Below are 19,338 nucleotides of genomic sequence, written 5' to 3' on the forward strand. Positions count from 1 at the left end.
GCTACCGGCCTGGGGTTTAGTCCTGGGGAGAGTCAAACGAAAACAGCTTCGTGGCCAGCACCGCGCACAGCGCACCCCACGCCACCATCACCAATAAGTATGGCCAGACCACACCATCACCAAGCACCCCAATAAGCGCCTGGGTCAGTGCCACCGACGGCAATAAGGACAACGCGGTCGTCGCAGCGTCGGGAAGCTCCGGGCCCACCGCAACCAGAGTCGCCGCGCCCAACAGCACAAACCAGATCAAGTTCGCCAAAGCCAAGATGAGCTCAGCAGCAAGCGTGCCGCCCATTAGCAAACCCATCGCGGCGAACGCCGCAGCGCCCAATAAGGTCACCACAAAGGCCAGCAGGACCAGGCCGACGTGCTCGCGGTAGCCCAACGCAATCGCGGTAGCAGTCATCAACCCGAACTGGATGGTGACCACCCCGGCAACCGCCAACGTCTTCCCCGCAATAATCGCCCACCTGGGCAGCCCCGAGGCGCCCACACGTTTCAGCGCCCCATAACGGCGGTCAAACCCCACCGCAATCGCCAAACCAGTAAAACCGGCTGACATCGCAGACACCGCCAGCACCATCGGGTAGACGGTGGCCAAGGGGTCATCCATCTCCAGCACCGGCACGACAGTAAAGCCCACCAGCATCGCCAGCGGAATCACCATCGACAGCAAAGCCTGCTCGCCGTGGCGCAGAATCAGCGCCAACTCCATCCGCGTCTGGGCGATCAGCACCTTCAGCATCGGGGCCGAACCGGGGTTCGGGGCAAACGTGCCCTCGGGGAAACGAGTCGATGACGGAGTGCTCATATCAATTCCTCATCTCTCGGCCAGTGATGTCGAGGAAAACATCCTCAAGGCTGCGATGCGCCATCCGAAGATCGGTGATCAGCACATCCCGATCCGCGCACCACCGAGCAACTAAGGCAATATCCTCCGGCTCGGCGGCACCATCAACGCGATACCGCCCCGGCGCCATCGAACGCACCTCAATGGAACGCGTGGGTTTTTGCAGGTAATGCTGCAAATCGCGGGTATCAATATCGTCGGTGACACTGATATCAATACCCCGGGTAGAAGCTAGCCCGGTCAGTTCATCGGTCGTGCCGCCAGCGACCAGCCGGCCATGATCAATGATCAGCACCTTGTCCGCCAGCGACTCCGCCTCATCCATCAAGTGCGTGGTCAACACAACAGTGACACCATCACGGCGCAACGAGGTCACCAAATCCCACACCGCAATACGCGACTGGGCATCCAAACCGGCGGTGGGCTCATCCAAAAACACCAACTCCGGCCGGCCCACCAGGGCACACGCCAAAGACAGCCGCTGCTGCTGGCCACCAGACAACCGCCGGTAACCGGTATTGCGGTGCTTCGACAAGCCCACCACGTCGAGAAGCCACTGCGTATCCAAAGGATTGTCCGCATATGAGGCGACCAGCTCTAACATCTCGCCCACGCGCACACCGGGATAGCCGCCACCGCCTTGCAGCATGATGCCGATCCGGCGGCGCAGCGCGTCGGACTGCTTTAGCGGATTCATGCCGAGCACGCGCACGCTGCCCTCGTCGGGACGCACAAAGCCCTCGCACATCTCCACCGTCGTGGTCTTGCCGGCACCATTAGGGCCCAGCAGGGCCAACACCTGGCCACGCGCCAGATCAAAGCTCAGGGAATCAACGGCAGTGACATCGCCATAGCGTTTCGTCACCCCGTCGAGTTCAAGCGCGAGCTCAAAGCTAGCTGAAGATGCGTGGTTCACGTCGGCAAGTCTAGGACAGCCAGCCGCCCGGATTGTGCAATGGGCCGCCTAAGTCCCCGATTTAGCGCACCCGGAAAGCCCGAGTGCGGGCGCCCACCATCAAAATCAACGCCATACAGATGACAAATGCGGCCACCGCACCCAGATACGCCTGCAGCACCGTGATCGGCGGCAACCCCAAACCACGCGGCAACACCGTGAAACTGAAAATCGTGGAATACACCACCACCGCGATCCGGAAACCCGGGCGGTCCGCCCACCCCGACAGCGGCACCAACGCCCACAGCAAATACCACGGGTGCACCACTGGGAACAGCAACACCAGCACAAACATCGACAGGCCATAACCACCCAAGGGGTGCACACGGCCCTGGAAAGTGGCCCACAACATACGCAATAACCAGATCGCGGCAACCACAATGCCTGCCCCACGAGTCATCACCAAGGCCGCCTCAGTGACATCACCAACACCAAGCAACCGACCAATCAGGCCCGAGCACATCCCAATAAGCGTGGACACACTCATCCAACTCCGCACCGTCGCAGCCCCGCCCTGACTAGAAATCCAGCCAAAACCCAAACCAGACGCCACGGAAATCAGCACCGTCGTAGCAGCAGTAATAACACCAGTAACAACAGCCGCCCCGGCAACAGCGCGCAGACCCGCACCGAAACGCCGCGCCAAAGCCATCCCCGCAAAACCAAGCGCCACAAAACCGGTGACCTTCACCATGCCCGCCATCGCGATAAGCACCACCCCGGCACCAAAAACCAGCCACGCCCGACGAGACAATAAAGGCCTCCCGGCGGCCACAGCAGGGTCGGGGGAACCAGGATCAGGCCGCCCATGCAAAGCACGCTGGGTCAGCTCCAAACCGGAAAGCAACAACGCCAATAACAAGGCCTCGTTATGCACGCCGCCAACCAAATGCAGCAACGTCAACGGGTTGAGCACACCAAGCCACAGGGCGAACTGTGGGGACACCCCGCACCGCTGCGCCAGGCACACCAACGCCCAGGCCACCACGTAAAGCGAGACAATAGCCACCGCCCGGTGCAGCAACACAGACATCAAGACCCCATCAGCGGTGATCTTGGCGATAGCCGCAGCAACCAACATCGCCACCGGCCCATAAGGGCTAGGGGAGTGCGACCAAATAAGCGGCACCGAGCGGGCCAATGGGTCGGCCGCGCCCAACAGATCCACCGGGCCTGCGGCGTAGGGGTCCATTCCGCGCACCACCACCGCGCCCTGGGCTAGATAGGAATAAATATCCTGGGTGAACAGGGGAGCGGTGAAGAGCAGCGGCAAAACCCACCCGGCGAATGTGCGCACCAGCATTCCGGTATCGACTGCGGTGACGCGGGTGCGCGCCCCGGAATAGACGAAGGCACCCACGCCCAGCCAGGCGACCACCAGCATGGCGATGCCGGTGAAGGTCATGATGGTGGTGGCAAGCAGCATCCGGCCCAGCAGCGAACCGATGGGGTTGGCCCAGAACGGGTTGGACAGCACCGGGGTGGCCCCGGCACCAATGCCGCCGACCATGATCAAAATGGCGCCCAGGGTGCCCAGCCAGCGCAGCGCGGTGAAGCGGCGCAGTTCGCGGTGATCGGTGCGGAAAGCCAGCGGGGATTCCACGCCGGAGTGCAGTTGGGCGGAGCGGGAGCCAGCAAGGCCGAATCGTGGCATTGCTTCGCGCAGCCAGTAGGTCCTGGGGTGGTGGCGCGTGGTCCCGGTACTCACGTGGATAAGGATAGTCACCCGCGTCCGTGTAGCAGCGATTGTGCTTTCCGTCTTTATTGCGCGGCGCTGACCTGCTCGTCTTTACAGTGGGTGGGAATTACGTAAGATTTGTTTTGTCTAATCCATCAGGGCGTTCATAACGGTTCGACTAATGGATCGGACACTGCCCGCAATTCGGACCCTGTCCCCACGCGGCCCAGCCCACAATATTCAACCCAGCAACCCGGCACCCGCGCCGGCACCAGGAGGTGGATGCCACGTGACGTCAACACATGACGGCGACACCCGCAATCACATCCTGCACCGCCTTCTCGAAGGCAATCCGGCCTCAGCGTCGGTTATCGCTTCCGAACTTGGCTTGTCGGCAGCGGCAGTACGCCGCCACCTGGACATTTTGGTCACCGATGGGCTGGCTGAACCCGCACCGGCACCAGCTACTGGGCCACGCGGCAGGGGACGGCCCGCGAAGACGTTCCGGCTTACCGACGCTGGCCGCTCTCAATTTGGTCATGGCTATGACGAACTTGCCGCAGCAGCACTTACTGCACTGCGCCAAGCCGGTGGACAAGAAGCAGTCACTGCTTTCGCCCACCAGCGGGTAGCCAAGATCCTTGAGGGCGTGGAACCGGTCAGTGACGACCATGACCTCCCCCAGGTGGTCGATGAAGTCGCTTCGGCTTTCCGACGCCACGGTTATTCCGCACACGTCCATGAAAACCGGGGCAATGTGCAGCTTTGCCAGCGGCATTGCCCAATCAGCCACGTCGCCGGGGAGTTCCCCGAACTCTGCGAAGCAGAGCAGGCAGTGGTGAGCACCCTGTTGGGCCAGCACACCCAGCGGCTCGCTACCATCGCCGATGGCAATGGCGTGTGCACAACAAATATCCCAATTGCGCCGGCAGCCCGCCCAAAGGCCACCGAAGCACCCACAGAAAGGAGCGGACAATGACCCTCACCCAGGATGAATCCGCAAAGGTGCACACTCCGTCCACCGACGAGGAGATTATCGACTCGATCGGCGCGTACCAGTACGGCTGGCACGACGCCGACGCTGCAGGCTCCGCAGCCCAGCGCGGCCTGTCCGAAGCCGTCGTGCGCGATATCTCCGCGAAGAAGAACGAGCCGGAGTGGATGCTCAATAACCGCTTGAAGGCTCTGAAGATTTTCGACCGCAAGCCGCTACCCACCTGGGGCGCGGACCTGTCGGATATTGACTTCGACAACATCAAATACTTCGTCCGCTCCACCGAGCAGCAAGCCCAGACCTGGGATGACCTGCCCGATGACATTAAGCAGACCTACGACAAGCTCGGCATCCCCGAGGCAGAAAAGCAGCGCCTGGTCGCCGGTGTGGCCGCCCAGTACGAGTCCGAGGTGGTCTACCACCAGATTCGTGAGGATCTTGAAGCCCAGGGCGTCATCTTCCTCGACACCGACACCGCTTTGAAGGAGCACCCGGAACTGTTCGAGGAGTACTTCGGCACCGTCATTCCCGCCGGTGACAATAAGTTCTCCGCGTTGAACACCGCCGTGTGGTCCGGTGGCTCCTTCATCTACGTGCCCAAGGGTGTCCACGTCGACATCCCGCTGCAGGCCTACTTCCGCATCAATACGGAAAATATGGGCCAGTTCGAGCGCACCCTCATCATCGTCGATGAAGACGCCTACGTGCACTACGTCGAGGGCTGCACCGCCCCGATCTACAAGTCGGATTCCCTGCACTCCGCCGTGGTGGAGATCATCGTGAAGAAGGGCGGCCGCTGCCGCTACACCACGATCCAGAACTGGTCGAATAACGTCTACAACCTCGTCACCAAGCGCACCAAGTGCGAAGAGGGCGCCACCATGGAGTGGATCGACGGCAATATCGGCTCCAAGGTCACCATGAAGTACCCCGCGGTGTGGATGACCGGCCCGCACGCCCGCGGTGAGGTGCTCTCCGTCGCCTTCGCCGGTGAGGGCCAGTTCCAGGACACCGGCGCCAAGATGGTGCATATGGCGCCGCACACCAGCTCCAATATTGTCTCCAAGTCCGTTGCCCGCGCCGGCGGCCGCGCCGCATACCGTGGCCTGGTGCAGGTCAATAAAGGCGCCAAGCACTCCTCGTCCTCCGTGGAGTGTGACGCGCTGCTGGTCGACACCATCTCGCGGTCGGATACATACCCCTACGTCGACGTGCGTGAAGACGACGTCACCTTGGGACATGAGGCAACTGTGTCCCAGGTCTCCGATGACCAGCTGTTCTACCTGATGAGCCGCGGTATCGAAGAAGACGAAGCAATGGCAATGGTGGTTCGTGGCTTCGTTGAGCCGATCGCCAAGGAGCTGCCGATGGAATACGCCCTCGAGCTCAACCGCCTCATCGAACTGCAAATGGAAGGGTCGGTGGGTTAACCCCAATGGCTGAGACCACTACCGCACAAGCACCGAAGTCCTCCAGCTGGCGCGACCGCGTCCTGGAGAATAAGGGCGATATTTTCTCCTCCTTCAATGTGGAGGACTTCGCCGTGCCCAAGGGCCGCGACGAAGAGTGGCGCTTCGCACCGCTGCGTCGCCTCGGCGGCCTGCACGACGGCACCGCAGGTGAGCCCGTCCCCGTAGACATCACCGTCGATAATGCCGACGACCACGTCAGCATCGACCGCGTCACCCGCGGCGATGAGCGACTTGGCCGCGCCGGCAAGCCCGTCGACCGAGTCGCCGCCCAGGCGTTCTCCAGCTTCGATAAGGCCACCGTCGTCACCGTCGGCAAGAACGCCCCGGCCACCGAGGAACCGTTACGGATCACCGTGCACGGCCCCGGCGAAGGCAAAGTCGGCTACGGCCATATCGTCATTGATGTGGAAGACGGCGCCGAAGCTGTCGCCATCATCGACTACCAAGGCTCAGGCACCTACGCCGATAACGTCGAATTCGTCCTTGGCGACGCCGCTCGCCTGTCCGTGGTCACCATGGCCAACTGGGCCGATGATGCAGTGCACCTCTCCGGCCACCACATCACCGTCGGCCGCGACGCCACCCTGCGCCACGCCGTGGCCACCTTCGGTGGTTCCGTGGTGCGCGTCATCCCGCGGTTGAAGTTCACCGCCCCCGGTGCTGATGCCGAACTACTTGGCGTCTACTTCGCCGACGACGGCCAGTACTTCGAGCAGCGCATGCTCGTCGACCACGCAGTGCCCAACTGCCGCTCCAATGTGATGTACAAGGGCGCGCTGCAGGGCGACCCGAACTCCGATAAGCCCGATACCCGCACCGCCTGGGTGGGGGATGTGCTCATCCGCGCCGACGCTGGTGGCACCGACACCTACGAGCTCAACCGCAACCTGATCCTCACCGACGCCGCCCGCGCCGACGCGGTGCCGAACCTGGAGATCGAAACCGGTGAGATCGCCGGGGCCGGCCACGCCGCAACCGTCGGCCGCTTCGACGATGACCAGCTGTTCTACCTGATGTCGCGTGGCATCCCGGAGAAAATCGCCCGCCGCCTGGTGGTGCGTGGTTTCTTCGGCGAGGTCATCAACCGCATCCCGGTCGAATCCGCCCGCAAGCAGCTCAGCGCGCTGATTGACGAAGAACTCGACACCGTCGAGCTCTAACCCACTGGCACCTCACCCACATACTTTTACGAAGGAAACGCGACAAACGATGAGCACCCTCGAAATCAAAAACCTGCACGCATCAGTGCTACCCACCGACGACACCGACGAGGCCAAGCCGATCCTCAAGGGCGTCGACCTGACCATCAACTCCGGTGAGACGCACGCCGTGATGGGCCCCAACGGCTCCGGCAAGTCCACCCTGGCCTACACGATCGCTGGCCACCCCCGATACGAAGTCACCGACGGTGAAGTCCTCCTCGATGGCGAAAATATCCTCGACATGGAGGTCGACGAACGCGCCCGCGCCGGCGTTTTCCTCGCCATGCAGTACCCGGTCGAGGTCACCGGCGTTTCCATGTCCAACTTCCTGCGTTCTGCCGCCACCGCAGTGCGCGGCGAGGCCCCGAAGCTGCGCACCTGGGTCAAGGAAGTCAAGGAAGCCATGAAGGACCTGGAGATCGACCCGTCGTTTTCGGAGCGCTCCGTCAACGAAGGTTTCTCCGGCGGCGAAAAGAAGCGCCACGAAATCCTGCAGCTGGACCTGATGAAGCCGAAGTTCGCCATCCTCGACGAGACCGACTCCGGCCTCGACGTCGACGCCCTGCGGGTGTGTAGTGAAGGCATCAACCGCTACCAGCGCGAAAACGACGGCGGCATCCTCATCATCACCCACTACCAGCGCATCCTGAACTACGTGCAGCCCGACTTCGTGCACGTCTTCCACGATGGCCGCTTCGTTGAGTCCGGCGGCCCGGAACTGGCCAAGGCCCTGGAAGAGCATGGCTACGACCGCTTCATCCATGCTTAGTCCCGCGCTACGGCAGGATTTCCCGATCCTGTCACGCACCGTGCGCGACGATAAGCCCCTGATCTACCTTGATTCTGGGGCAACATCGCAGCGCCCCCGCCAGGTGCTCGACGCCGAATACCGGTTCCTGACTGAGTGCAACGCACCAGTACACCGCGGCGCCTACCAGATCGCCGAAGAGGCCACCGACGCCTATGAGAACGCCCGCAGCGCCATTGCGGCGTTCATCGGCGCGGCCGACCACGAACTGGTCTTCACCAAAAACGCCACTGAGGCACTGAACCTGCTGGCGTACACCTTCGGTGATGACCGGGCAGGAAAGTACCAGGTCGGTGCCGGCGATGAGATCGTCATCACCGAGTTGGAACACCACGCCAACCTGGTGCCGTGGCAGGAACTGGCCCGGCGCACCGGCGCAACACTGCGCTGGTACTCGGCCACCCCGGAGGGCCGCATTGACCTCGACTCGCTGGAACTCACCGAGCGCGTCAAGGTTGTGGCATTTACCCACCAGTCGAATGTGACCGGTGCGGTCTCTGACGTGGCAGAGATCGTCTCCCGCGCCAAGGCCGTCGGGGCGCTCACCGTGCTCGACGCCTGCCAGTCCGTGCCGCATATGCCGGTCAATGTCGCCGAACTAGGTGTGGACGCCCTGGCATTTTCCGGGCATAAAATGCTTGGCCCCAATGGGGTCGGCGCACTGTGGGCACGCGCGGAAATCCTCGACGCCCTGCCGCCGTTTATGACCGGCGGGTCCATGATCGAAGTGGTCACCATGGATGGCTCGACCTTCGCTGCGCCGCCGCAGCGCTTCGAAGCCGGCACCATGATGACCAGCCAGGTCGTGGGCCTTGGTGCTGCCGTGGACTACCTCACCAAAGTCGGCATGGCCAATATCGCCGACCATGAGCACGCCCTCACCGCAGCCGCCCTGGAGCAGCTGCAGGATATCGAAGGGCTCACCATCGTCGGACCAACAACCGCCGAGCAGCGCGGTTCGGCCGTGTCCTTCCAGGTCGACGGGGTCCACCCGCATGACCTCGGCCAGGTGCTCGATGACCGGGGCGTGTGCATCCGCGTCGGCCACCACTGCGCATGGCCGGTTCACCGAACCATGGGCGTCCAGTCCACCGCACGGGCATCGTTCTACCTGTACAACACCCTCGAAGAAGTCACCGAGCTTGCCGATGCAATCCGCGCGGCACAGGACTTCTTCGGCGCCTAATGCCACTATGGGTTTACGGCGAACGGAGCAATAATGAAACTTGAGTCGATGTACCAGGAAGTCATCCTGGATCATTACAAACACCCCCAGCACGCTGGCCTGCGCGAACCCTTCGGCGGTCAGGTTCACCACGTCAACCCCTCCTGCGGCGATGAACTGACCCTGCGAGTAAAGCTTTCCGACGATGGCAGCACCGTCGAGGACGTCTCCTATGAAGCCATTGGGTGCTCCATTTCCCAGGCCTCAACGTCGGTGATGGCCGAAGAAATCGTCGGCAAGCCGGTGGATGAAGCAATGGCCAAGCTCGCCGAATTCGAGAAGATGGTGACCTCCCGGGGCACTATTGAAGGCGACGAAGACCTCATCGGCGACGGCATCGCTTTTGCCGGTGTGTCCAAATACCCCGCCCGAGTCAAGTGCGCTTTGCTGGGCTGGAAAGCATTCCAAGCCGCTGCTGCCGAAGCCATGGGTGGCACAACCAAGCAACCGGAGGCCTAAACCATGAGCGACGACAACCCCACCAACGCTGAAGACTACGACCCGATCGAAGTCGAAGAAAACACTCTCGGCGTGCCCCCACGCCCCGACCAAACCCCAGAAGACGACCAGTTGGCGATCAAGGTCGAAGAAGCCATGTTCGACGTGGTCGATCCCGAGATCGGCATCAATGTGGTCGACCTGGGCCTGGTCTACGACCTGTGGATCGAAAACGGCTCCACCGCCGTTATCCACATGACCCTGACCTCACCGGCATGCCCCTTAACTGACCTGCTCACCAGCCAGACCGAAACCCTGGTGATGGATGTCGACGGCATCGAGGACTTCCGGATCAACTGGGTATGGTCGCCGCCGTGGGGACCGCAGTTCATTACCGAAGACGGCCGCGACCAGATGCGCGCCCTCGGCTTCTCCGTCTAGCCACACAGCAATACCGCCCCTCGTGACACAACGAGGGGCGGTATTTGTGTACCAGGGCCGGCCTATTTCGAGGCGGCCTCGATATCTTCCACCGAATCAAACGGGCCCACAACATAGCTGGCATCCCGGGACAGATCAGCCTGTGCCGGGTCCACCGCCTGCGAACCGGTGATGAACTTATGGCCAAACCACAGCGCCAAAAACACCGGGATACCCAGGTACGGCGCCAAGATGGCGAACACATTCTCACCGGTCGTTGCCGGGCCATACGCCTGGCCAATGACGACACCAAAGCACATCAGCAGCGCCACAACAGCACCAGCCGGGAAGAACGGGGACTTATAGGGCAACTCAGCTAACTCGTGGCCCTGGGCCTTTAAGGCTTTACGGAAGCAGTAATGGGACCACGAAATACCCATCCAGGTGATAAAACCAGCCAGGGCGGACAGGGTCAGCAAGAAGGTGTAGGCCACACCATCACCAACAAGGCTGGTGATGAAACCGGCCATGCCGATAACCGTGGTGGCTACCAGTGCCCGCATCGGCACCTGGTGGCTGGACAGCTTGCCGAAAAACTTCGGGGCCAGGCCCTGCCGGGACAAGGCGAAAAGCATACGAGTGGAGGCAAACAAACCCGAGTTACCGGCAGAAAGCACCGAGGTCAGGATGACCGCGTTCATCAAACCGGCGGCAATGGCCACGCCAGCGCGGTCGAAAACAAGAGTGAACGGGGAAATCGAGATATTCTCCGTCGACGCGTTCAGCAGGTTCGGGTCGGTGTAGGGGATAAGGAAACCGATAATGGCGATCGCACCGATATAGAACAGCATGATGCGCCAGAAAATAGTGCGGATCGCCCTCGGGATGGTCTTCGAAGGATTCTCCGCTTCACCTGCGGCAACACCGACGAGCTCAGTGCCCTGGAAGGAATAACCAGCCGCGATGAACACAGCCAAGACGCCAAGGCCACCATCAACAAATGGGGCGTCATCTCGGGTCCAGTTCTCAAAACCGGGGGACTGGCCGGACATAATGCCCAGGATCATTGCCACACCAATGATCAAAAACACAATAACGGTCATGACCTTAATCGCGGCGAACCAGAACTCGGACTCACCATAAGCACGCGCCGAAAGGGCATTAAGCCCAAAAAGTATCGCCAGGAATAACGCCGACCACACAATGGCGGGGACATCGGGCAGCCAGTATTTCATCACCAAAGCCGCAGCCACGAGCTCCGCGGCAACAGTAATGGCCCAGTTAAACCAGTAATTCCAGCCCATCGCGAAACCGAAGGACGGGGAGACAAACCGCGAACCGTATTCCTGGAAAGAACCAGCCACCGGCATATACGCAGCCATCTCACCAAGCGACTGCATCACCAGGTACACCATGACGCCGATCAGGGCATAGGCCAACAGCGCGCCGCCAGGGCCCGCCTCAGAAATAGTGGCGCCGGAGGCGACGAAAAGACCGGTGCCGATAGCGCCGCCAATGGCGATCATATTGAGGTGGCGAGCACGCAAACTGCGCCGGAGCGTCCCCGGATGCTGCGTGTTTGAACTATCCGCTGCTGCGGTATTCGCAGAAACGCTCACGGTGGCTCTCTTTCCTCACGGCAAGGCCGCGCACGTGCGGCACGAAACGTCGCTAAGCCTAGTTCATCACTCGCCGTTGTCTAGAGATTTTAGTGCGGAAGGGGACAACTGCCGACACAGCCGTCACCAGCAACCGAGATAATGTTTCCCGGTGCGGCACAAGATGCGGCAACAGCGACACCATCGTCAGGGCGGTACCGCGCAGACTCGACCCCGTCAGGTAGGCGAAAATCCGCCTATCCGAAAGCCGGAAGAAGGCATCAAAAAATACTCGCGTCTGATCCGGGCTGAAACTCAACAACACCGCCAACCCCAACCGGCGCAATCGACCCAGCCGCACACCACCTGGGGGATTCGTGTTCTTGCCGGCTAGGCCACGATCCAGGACGCGGTCAACGTCGGCAAGCACCGCACCCACCGAATACCCAGTAGCCGGGTGCATCCACCCACCAGCGGCACCGAAATGAACCTCACCTGGAGCGTTATTCCCGCTGAACGGAACCAACCAGGACAAGTCCAGCGCGGCTTTGCTGCCCACCGGAATATTGCGGAGTTTATCGGCAATAGCACGGCGGGGCCTTTGATCCTGCAGCTTCCAGGGGCCAAGCGGGAAATCCACCACCTCCTCATCCACAGCACACCCGGCATCAATGCCAAGCGCCTCAAGCCGGGCGCGTTGTTGCTCACGCAGGTAGGCGTGCAGCGCCTCAGCATGGCCCCGGTCACCCACAGTGGTGGCCAGGATCGTTTCCTCCACCAGCCAGCGCCCATCACCAAGCGGGATGCGGTACGAAAAGGTGGCTGGCATCTCCGGGTGCGGCTGGCCGGCCACCGTGAAATCCATCAGCACTAACCGACGGTGCGTAACGGGCAGGTCAGCCTCCTCAAAAACCTGGCCAAAAGCCAACTGGCGGGCCAGCAGGGGAGAAACCGGGATGGTGTCAACGAGCAGGTCCGGCTGCGCAAACGACTCCAACGACCCGCCGGGGCCAAGCGGGTCAACGAAATCCTCCGGCCAGTGGCGCGGATCAACGCGGAAATACTCATGCATCACAGCGGCGCCGGCGAAAGCGTCCTCAACATCGAATAACCCCCGAAGCTTGCTCCACCAGCGGGCCACAACCGACCGCTGCGAGGAGGCATCCGAGAAGGAGAACTGGAAACCTGTGGTGTGGATGGCACGCTGCCGAAGCACCTCGAAAGTATCCGCACCCAGGCGCCCCAGAGCATCCACATCGAACACCACGTAGTCATCGCCGAGCTGGCGCTCCCGGCCGGTCGAGGTAATCACCAACGCCGGGGCGCAGGCGGCGACAACGTCGGCAGGCAACCACTGCGGCAGCTGACCCGCCCAAGCACCAATCGTCGAGGGCATCCTGCCGCCGGTGGGATCGATAGCGCACACCGACCACCCCCGAGCAGCAGCCCGATACGCGGCGATACGACCAGCCGGGCCTAGTCCCAACACCAAGGCAGAAGGAGAACAACGCATAGCCCCAAAATTAGCGAAACGCCACATGCTTGATAGCCTTCCAGCCGTGATTGTCACCCAAGACCTCGAAGTCCGCGTCGGCGCCCGGACTCTGCTCGAAGCACCCGGCGAACACCTGCGGGTCCAGCCCGGCGACCGGATCGGCCTCGTCGGCCGCAACGGTGCGGGCAAAACCACCACCATGCGCATCCTCGCTGGTGAAGGTGAACCCTACGGCGGTTCGGTGACAACCTCCGGGCCAGTCGGCTACCTGCCGCAGGACCCCAAAGAAGGCGATATCACCCAAACCGCACGCGACCGGGTGCTCTCCGCCCGCGGCCTGGATGCCATCCGCCGCAATATGGACCGCCAGCAAGAGCTGATGGGATCCGAGCTCTCCGACACCAAACGCGATGCGGCGATCGGCAAATACTCCCGCCTCGAGGAGCGCTACCACGACCTCGGCGGCTACGAGGCCGACAGTGAAGCAGCCCGCATCTGCGACGCCCTGGGCCTGCCCGAACGCATCCTCGACCAGCAACTATCCACTCTCTCCGGTGGCCAACGCCGCCGCGTGGAACTGTCCCGCATCCTCTTCGCCGCATCGGAGGGGGCCGGTAAATCCACGACGACACTGCTGCTCGACGAGCCAACCAACCACTTAGACGCCGACTCCATCACCTGGCTGCGCGACTTCCTCAAACAACACGACGGCGGCCTGGTGATGATCAGCCACGACGTGGACCTGCTCGGCGCAGTGTGCAATAAGGTCTGGTTCCTCGACGCGGTACGCGCTGAAGCCGACGTGTACAACATGAGCTGGCGCAAATACCTCGACGCCCGCGCCACCGACGAAGCCCGCCGCCGACGCGAACGGGCCAATGCCGAAAAGAAAGCCAGCCAGCTGAAAAAGCAGGCCGATAAGCTCGGCGCCAAAGCCACCAAAGCCAAGGCCGCTAAGCAGATGGTTGCCCGCGCCGAACGGATGATGGACAACCTCGACGAAGAGCACGTCGCCGATAAGGTCGCCCATATTTCTTTCCCGGAACCGGCCCCATGCGGCAAAACGCCGCTCAACGCCACCGGGCTGACCAAAATGTACGGCTCCCTGGAGGTCTTCGCCGGGGTGGACCTGGCCATCGATAAAGGCTCACGGGTGGTCGTACTGGGCTTCAACGGTGCAGGTAAAACAACATTATTGAAGCTGCTGGCCGGGGTGGAGCGTACCGACGGCGAAGGCGGCATCGTCTCCGGGCATGGGCTAAAGATCGGTTATTTCGCCCAGGAGCACGACACAATCGACCCCGATAAATCCGTCTGGGAGAACACTGTCGAAGCCTGCCCCAATGTCAATGAGCAGGAACTGCGCTCGCTGCTGGGGGCGTTCATGTTCTCCGGGGCGCAGCTGGAACAACCCGCCGGGACTCTCTCCGGTGGTGAAAAAACCCGCCTCGCGCTGGCTTCCTTGGTCAGCTCCCGGGCCAATGTGTTGCTGCTTGACGAGCCGACAAACAACCTGGACCCGATCTCTCGTGAACAGGTGCTCGACGCACTACGCACTTACACTGGGGCAGTGGTGCTTGTCACCCACGACCCCGGTGCGGTCAAAGCCCTAGAGCCAGAGCGCGTCATTGTGCTTCCCGACGGCACCGAGGACTTGTGGAGCGAAGACTATATGGACATCGTCGAGCTGGCTTAGCTCGCCCGGGGCGTGGCATGCGCCGAGACGAAATTGCGCAGCATTTGGCTAGACGCCCCCACGTCGTACTTCTTCGAATCCGCGATTGCCTGGGCCTCAGCGCCGGGCTGGTAATAGCCCTGGCCGGCGTAGATCCGCAGTCGCTTCTCGAAGCTGACTGCATCAAGCTCGGGGTGGAACTGGGTGGCGTAGGCATTCTTACCCAGGCGGAACATCTGCGTCGGGCAGGCCTCACCGCGAGCTAGCAGCACCGCGCCGTCGGGAAGCTCCTCGATGGCTTCCTTATGGCCAACAATGGCGTGGAAATTCGGGTCAACGTCGGCAAGCACCGGGTCGGCCACACCTTCGTCGGTAAGCGCCACGGGGATGACCGCAGCCTGTTCACCATAGGTGCGGGAGACCCGGCCGTGGGCGGCGGCGCTGAGCAGGCCGACGCCATAGCAGGCGCCGAAGAAGGGGAAGTCGCGCTGCAGAATATTGGCGAGCTGGTCTTTGAACCAGGCCTCGATATTGCGCTGGGTGCGGCTTTTATTCTCGTCGGTGTAGTTGAAGGGACCGCCGCCGACGATGACGGCAGAATACCGGTCTAAGTCAAGGTCTCCGGGTAGACCACGTTCGAGCCGCATCTGGTGCAGGTGTACGGGGGCGAGGCCGGTGGCGCGGGCGAAGGAGAGTTGTTCCTCGTGCGCGGCGGCGTTTTCACCTCGGGTGGACAGCAGCAGGAACGGCTTGGCATCGGCGCTGTGTGCGCTACCAATGGCGTGGTTCATAATCAGCGACCTGCTCTCGGCGTGGTGGATCGGGGATAAGGGGCGGTCGGTTCCAACGACAGATAGACAGCTTAGTCCATCGTTGGTTCAGGGCATAGAAAAGGGGCCGCACTTGCCGGACCAATGTCCACACAAGCGCGGCCCACAAAGGCTAGGTGCGCTCACCCGACTAACGACTTCGCACGGAGGCTTCCACACGATCCAGCACATCGGACACGCCATCGGTAGGCTGCCCCGTCGCAATCCTGGTGATAAGCCCATCAAGCAAAAGCTCAAGGAGAAGTCGCAAGGATTCCGGCGGAATATCGCTACGCAAGGCGCCGGCTTCTGCACTTGCAGAAAGACGCTCCCGCACGGCGTGATCGAGGTGTTCTTGATGCTGGAACCACTGCTGGCGGAACTCAGCGTCGGTACGCAACCGACGCACCACCTCAAGGCGCGTACCCAACCAGGCATGCTGGTCAGGATTGGCAATGAGATCCCGCATGACCTCCACCAACCCGGATTCCTCAGTCAACTCCGCCATCTGGCGGGAATCTTCTTCAGCAAGGGCTAAAAACAGCCCTTCCTTGGAACCGAAGTGGTGGAAGATAGCGCCCCGAGATTTACCCGTGGCTGCTTCCAGTCGTGCAACGGTTGCTCCGCCGTAGCCGAACTCGGTGAAACACCGGCGCGCACCTTCCAGGATGTCCTGACGGCGTTGCGCCAAATCTTCAACGCTTACCTTCGGCATAGGCTGCTCCCCGCAGTTGTGCACTGATCCGCCCCGGACCCTGGATGGGACCGGGGCGGACTATTAAGGGGCCTCAACGGGCAGTGAAACTAGCCGTTGATCATATTGCGCAGCACGTACTGCAGGATGCCGCCGTGACGGTAGTAGTCAGCCTCACCGGGGGTGTCGATGCGGGTGACAGCGTCGAACTCAATGACGTCACCATTTTCCTTGGTGGCCTTGACGTGCACCGTCTTCGGAGTGGTGCCGTTATTGAGCTCCTCGATACCGGAGATATCGAAGGTCTCAGTGCCTTCCAAGCCCAGGGACTTCCAGGACTCGCCTTCGGGGAACTGCAGCGGGATGACGCCCATGCCGATGAGGTTCGAGCGGTGAATACGCTCGAAGGACTCGGCGATGACGGCGCGCACGCCCAGCAGCAGGGTGCCCTTAGCGGCCCAGTCACGGGAGGAACCGGTGCCGTACTCCTTACCACCGAGCACCACAAGGGGAGTGTTTTCCTTCTTGTAGTTCTGGGCGGCGTCGTAGATGAAGGACTGCGGTCCACCTTCCTGGGTGAAGTCGCGGGTGTAGCCACCCGAGACGCCATCGAGCAGCTGGTTCTGCAGGCGGATATTGGCGAAGGTACCGCGCACCATCACCTCGTGGTTACCACGGCGGGCGCCCAAGGAGTTGTAGTCCTTGCGCTCCACACCCATGGAGTCGAGGTACTGGGCAGCCGGGGTGCCCGGCTTAATCGACGATGCCGGGGAGATGTGGTCAGTGGTGACCGAGTCGCCCAGCAAGCACAGCACGCGAGCGCCGTCGATGTCGGTGACATCGGAGGGCTCCATGTCCATCTCGTCGAAGTACGGTGCCTTGCGGATGTAGGAGGAGGCGTCGTCCCACGCGAAGGTCTTGCCCTCCGGGGTGGGCAGGGACTGCCAGCGCTCATCACCGGCGAAGACGTCAGCGTAGTCCTCGTCGTACAGCTCGGAGGTGATGCACTCCTCGATGACGGACTCGATCTCTTCGGTGGTCGGCCAGATATCGCGCAGGAAGACGTCATTGCCGTCCTGGTCCTGACCCAGCGGATCGGTCTCGAAATCGAAGTCCATGGTGCCGGCGATGGCGTAGGCGATAACCAGGATCGGCGACGCAAGATAGTTCATCTTGATGTCGGGGTTAATACGACCCTCGAAGTTACGGTTACCGGACAGCACCGCGGTAGCAGCCAGGTCGCCCTCGTTGATGCCGTCGGAGATTTCCTGCGGCAGGGGACCGGAGTTACCAATACAGGTGGTGCAGCCGTAGCCGACGAGGTAGAAGCCCATGGCCTCCAGGGAGGACCACAGGCCCGCCTTCTCGTAGTAGCCGGTGACAACCTGGGAGCCCGGAGCCATGGAGGTCTTCACCCACGGCTTGGACTTCAGGCCCTTATCCGCGGCGTTGCGCGCCAGCAGGGCGGCACCGACCATGACGGACGGGTTGGAGGTGTTGGTGCAGGAGGTGATGGAGGCGATACCGACCATGCCGTGGTCGAGCTCGATCTTCTCACCCTTGTACTCAACAACAGTCGGGTTGGAGGGACGACCCTCAGCCGATGCGGCAGCGGAGGGCATATTGCCCTTGGCGTCGGCAGCATTGGCCGGGGTGCCGGCAGCAGCAGCGCCGCCCTCATCGGCCATATCGCCCATATCTTCGCCGACGGAGACGTAGTTGTGCAGGTCCTTGCGGAACTGGCTCTTAGCGTCGGTGAGCTCGATGCGGTCCTGGGGACGCTTCGGGCCGGCGATGGAGGGAACGACAGTGGACAGGTCGAGCTCGAGGTACTCGGAGTACTCGGCCTCGGGGGTGTTCTCGTCGAGCCACATGCCCTGAGCCTTGGCGTACTCCTCGACCAGAGCCAGGGACTCCTTGGAGCGGCCGGTGAGCTCGAGGTACTTGATGGTCTCCTCGTCGATCGGGAAGATCGCGGCGGTGGAGCCGAACTCGGGGGACATATTGCCGATGGTGGCGCGGTTGGCCAGCGGCAGCTTGGAGACGCCAGCGCCGTAGAACTCGACGAACTTGCCGACCACACCGTGCTGACGAAGCATGTCGGTGATGGTGAGCACGACGTCGGTGGCGGTGCAGCCCACCGGCATATCGCCGGTCAGCTTGAAGCCAACAACGCGCGGGATGAGCATGGAGATCGGCTGGCCCAGCATGGCAGCCTCGGCCTCAATGCCGCCAACACCCCAGCCCAGGATGCCCAGGCCGTTTTCCATGGTGGTGTGGGAGTCAGTACCGACACAGGTATCGGGGTAGGCCAGGCCGTCCTTGTCGAAGACGGTGCGGGCCAGGTACTCGATGTTGACCTGGTGCACAATGCCGGTTCCCGGGGGAACGACACGGAAGTTGTCGAAGGCACCGGTGCCCCAACGCAGGAAGCGGTAACGCTCATCATTGCGCTGGTACTCGATGTCCACGTTGGTCTCGAGGGACTGCGAGTCACCGAAAGCTTCGATGATGACGGAGTGGTCGATGACCATCTCGGCCGGGTTGAGCGGGTTAACCGCGTCCGGGTCACCGCCGAGGGTCTTGACCGCTTCACGCATGGTGGCCAGGTCAACCACACAGGCAACACCGGTGAAGTCCTGCATGATCACACGGGCTGGGGTGAACTGGATCTCAATCGACGGGTCTGCGCTGGGGTCCCAGTTAGCAACCGCGTTGATGTGCTCTTCGGTAATGTTCGCGCCGTCTTCATTGCGCAGCAGGTTCTCGCCGAGAACCTTCAGCGCGTAGGGCAGCTTCTCCATGCCGGGCACGGCGTCAATGCGGTAGTAGTCGTAGGACTTGCCATTGACGTCAAGAGTGCTCTTGGCATCGAAGGAGTTTTTGCTGTCAGTCACAGTCAGCTCCAATTCTTTAATTCGGGTGAGTGCGCACCGTGGCCCCGCACACGAACGGGCCCTAGGCGCGTAGCTCGAGCGTCTAGTGAAGCCGGCAACGCAGACCACACAAATAGTGCTCGACCTCA

Annotated in this window: 16 protein-coding genes; 8 read left to right on the forward strand and 8 right to left on the reverse strand. The window is 61.9% G+C overall.

The features are described 5' to 3' along the window. Positions 1-16: 16 nt before the first annotated feature. The 3 genes from KRX51_RS05755 to mptB form a co-directional block, all read right to left on the reverse strand. Positions 17-811: an ABC transporter permease gene (locus KRX51_RS05755; protein WP_218362046.1), complete on the reverse strand. Its 795-nt coding sequence runs from the start codon at positions 809-811 to the stop codon at positions 17-19. A 1-nt stretch (position 812) separates the two neighbouring features. Continuing rightward, the gene (locus KRX51_RS05760; RefSeq protein WP_218362048.1) at positions 813-1,766 is read right to left on the reverse strand and encodes an ABC transporter ATP-binding protein; all 954 of its coding nucleotides are present in this window, start codon (positions 1,764-1,766) and stop codon (positions 813-815) included. A 61-nt stretch (positions 1,767-1,827) separates the two neighbouring features. Then, positions 1,828-3,459 (reverse strand): polyprenol phosphomannose-dependent alpha 1,6 mannosyltransferase MptB, encoded by a 1,632-nt coding sequence (mptB, locus tag KRX51_RS05765; protein WP_218362297.1) that lies wholly within the window; start codon positions 3,457-3,459, stop codon positions 1,828-1,830. Between the two features lie 313 nt (positions 3,460-3,772). Between mptB and KRX51_RS05770 the strand changes: the two genes are divergently transcribed. Genes KRX51_RS05770 through KRX51_RS05800 form a run of 7 tightly spaced genes read left to right on the forward strand, consistent with a single transcriptional unit; the run spans position 3,773 to position 10,063 of the window. Further along, positions 3,773-4,462: a helix-turn-helix transcriptional regulator gene (locus KRX51_RS05770; protein ID WP_370625033.1), complete on the forward strand. Its 690-nt coding sequence runs from the start codon at positions 3,773-3,775 to the stop codon at positions 4,460-4,462. Then, positions 4,459-5,907: a Fe-S cluster assembly protein SufB gene (gene sufB, locus KRX51_RS05775; RefSeq protein ID WP_218362051.1), complete on the forward strand. Its 1,449-nt coding sequence runs from the start codon at positions 4,459-4,461 to the stop codon at positions 5,905-5,907. Before KRX51_RS05770 ends, sufB begins: the two co-directional genes overlap by 4 nt. Before the next feature lie 5 nt (positions 5,908-5,912). After that, positions 5,913-7,109, forward strand: a complete 1,197-nt coding sequence (gene sufD / locus KRX51_RS05780; RefSeq protein WP_218362053.1) for a Fe-S cluster assembly protein SufD — start codon at positions 5,913-5,915, stop codon at positions 7,107-7,109. 49 nt (positions 7,110-7,158) lie between these two features. Then, positions 7,159-7,920, forward strand: coding sequence for a Fe-S cluster assembly ATPase SufC (gene sufC, locus KRX51_RS05785; RefSeq protein ID WP_218362054.1), 762 nt, complete (start codon positions 7,159-7,161; stop codon positions 7,918-7,920). Then, complete coding sequence (locus KRX51_RS05790) at positions 7,892-9,145, forward strand: cysteine desulfurase (RefSeq protein ID WP_218362056.1); 1,254 nt, start codon at positions 7,892-7,894, stop codon at positions 9,143-9,145. The genes sufC and KRX51_RS05790 overlap by 29 nt, the downstream gene beginning before the upstream one ends. A 33-nt stretch (positions 9,146-9,178) precedes the next feature. Continuing rightward, positions 9,179-9,643, forward strand: a complete 465-nt coding sequence (gene sufU, locus KRX51_RS05795) for a Fe-S cluster assembly sulfur transfer protein SufU (RefSeq protein ID WP_218362058.1) — start codon at positions 9,179-9,181, stop codon at positions 9,641-9,643. Between the two features lie 3 nt (positions 9,644-9,646). Continuing rightward, positions 9,647-10,063, forward strand: a complete 417-nt coding sequence (locus tag KRX51_RS05800; protein ID WP_218362060.1) for a metal-sulfur cluster assembly factor — start codon at positions 9,647-9,649, stop codon at positions 10,061-10,063. Positions 10,064-10,125: 62 nt separating this feature from the next. Here the strand turns inward: KRX51_RS05800 and KRX51_RS05805 are convergent, their stop codons facing one another. Beyond that, entirely contained in the window at positions 10,126-11,568 is a 1,443-nt protein-coding gene (locus KRX51_RS05805) for an amino acid permease (protein WP_255549510.1), read from the reverse strand. A gap of 151 nt (positions 11,569-11,719) precedes the next feature. After that, positions 11,720-13,180 carry a lycopene cyclase family protein gene (locus KRX51_RS05810; RefSeq protein WP_218362063.1) on the reverse strand — a complete coding sequence of 487 codons (1,461 nt, stop codon included), beginning with the start codon at positions 13,178-13,180 and terminating at the stop codon, positions 11,720-11,722. Positions 13,181-13,199: 19 nt separating this feature from the next. Here KRX51_RS05810 and KRX51_RS05815 point away from each other — a divergent pair, with 19 nt between their 5' ends. Further along, positions 13,200-14,831: an ABC-F family ATP-binding cassette domain-containing protein gene (locus KRX51_RS05815; protein ID WP_218362064.1), complete on the forward strand. Its 1,632-nt coding sequence runs from the start codon at positions 13,200-13,202 to the stop codon at positions 14,829-14,831. Here the strand turns inward: KRX51_RS05815 and KRX51_RS05820 are convergent. The 3 genes from KRX51_RS05820 to acnA form a co-directional block, all read right to left on the reverse strand. Beyond that, a complete protein-coding gene (locus KRX51_RS05820) occupies positions 14,828-15,601 on the reverse strand; it encodes a glutamine amidotransferase (protein ID WP_218362065.1) in 774 nt (257 codons plus the stop codon). The genes KRX51_RS05815 and KRX51_RS05820 overlap by 4 nt on opposite strands. Before the next feature lie 169 nt (positions 15,602-15,770). Further along, positions 15,771-16,334, reverse strand: a complete 564-nt coding sequence (locus KRX51_RS05825) for a TetR/AcrR family transcriptional regulator (protein ID WP_218362066.1) — start codon at positions 16,332-16,334, stop codon at positions 15,771-15,773. 89 nt (positions 16,335-16,423) lie between these two features. Continuing rightward, entirely contained in the window at positions 16,424-19,210 is a 2,787-nt protein-coding gene (acnA, locus tag KRX51_RS05830) for an aconitate hydratase AcnA (RefSeq protein ID WP_218362067.1), read from the reverse strand. Between the last annotated feature and the right edge of the window lie 128 nt (positions 19,211-19,338).

The organism is Corynebacterium sp. TAE3-ERU12, from assembly GCF_019209905.1.
GTDB lineage: Bacteria > Actinomycetota > Actinomycetes > Mycobacteriales > Mycobacteriaceae > Corynebacterium.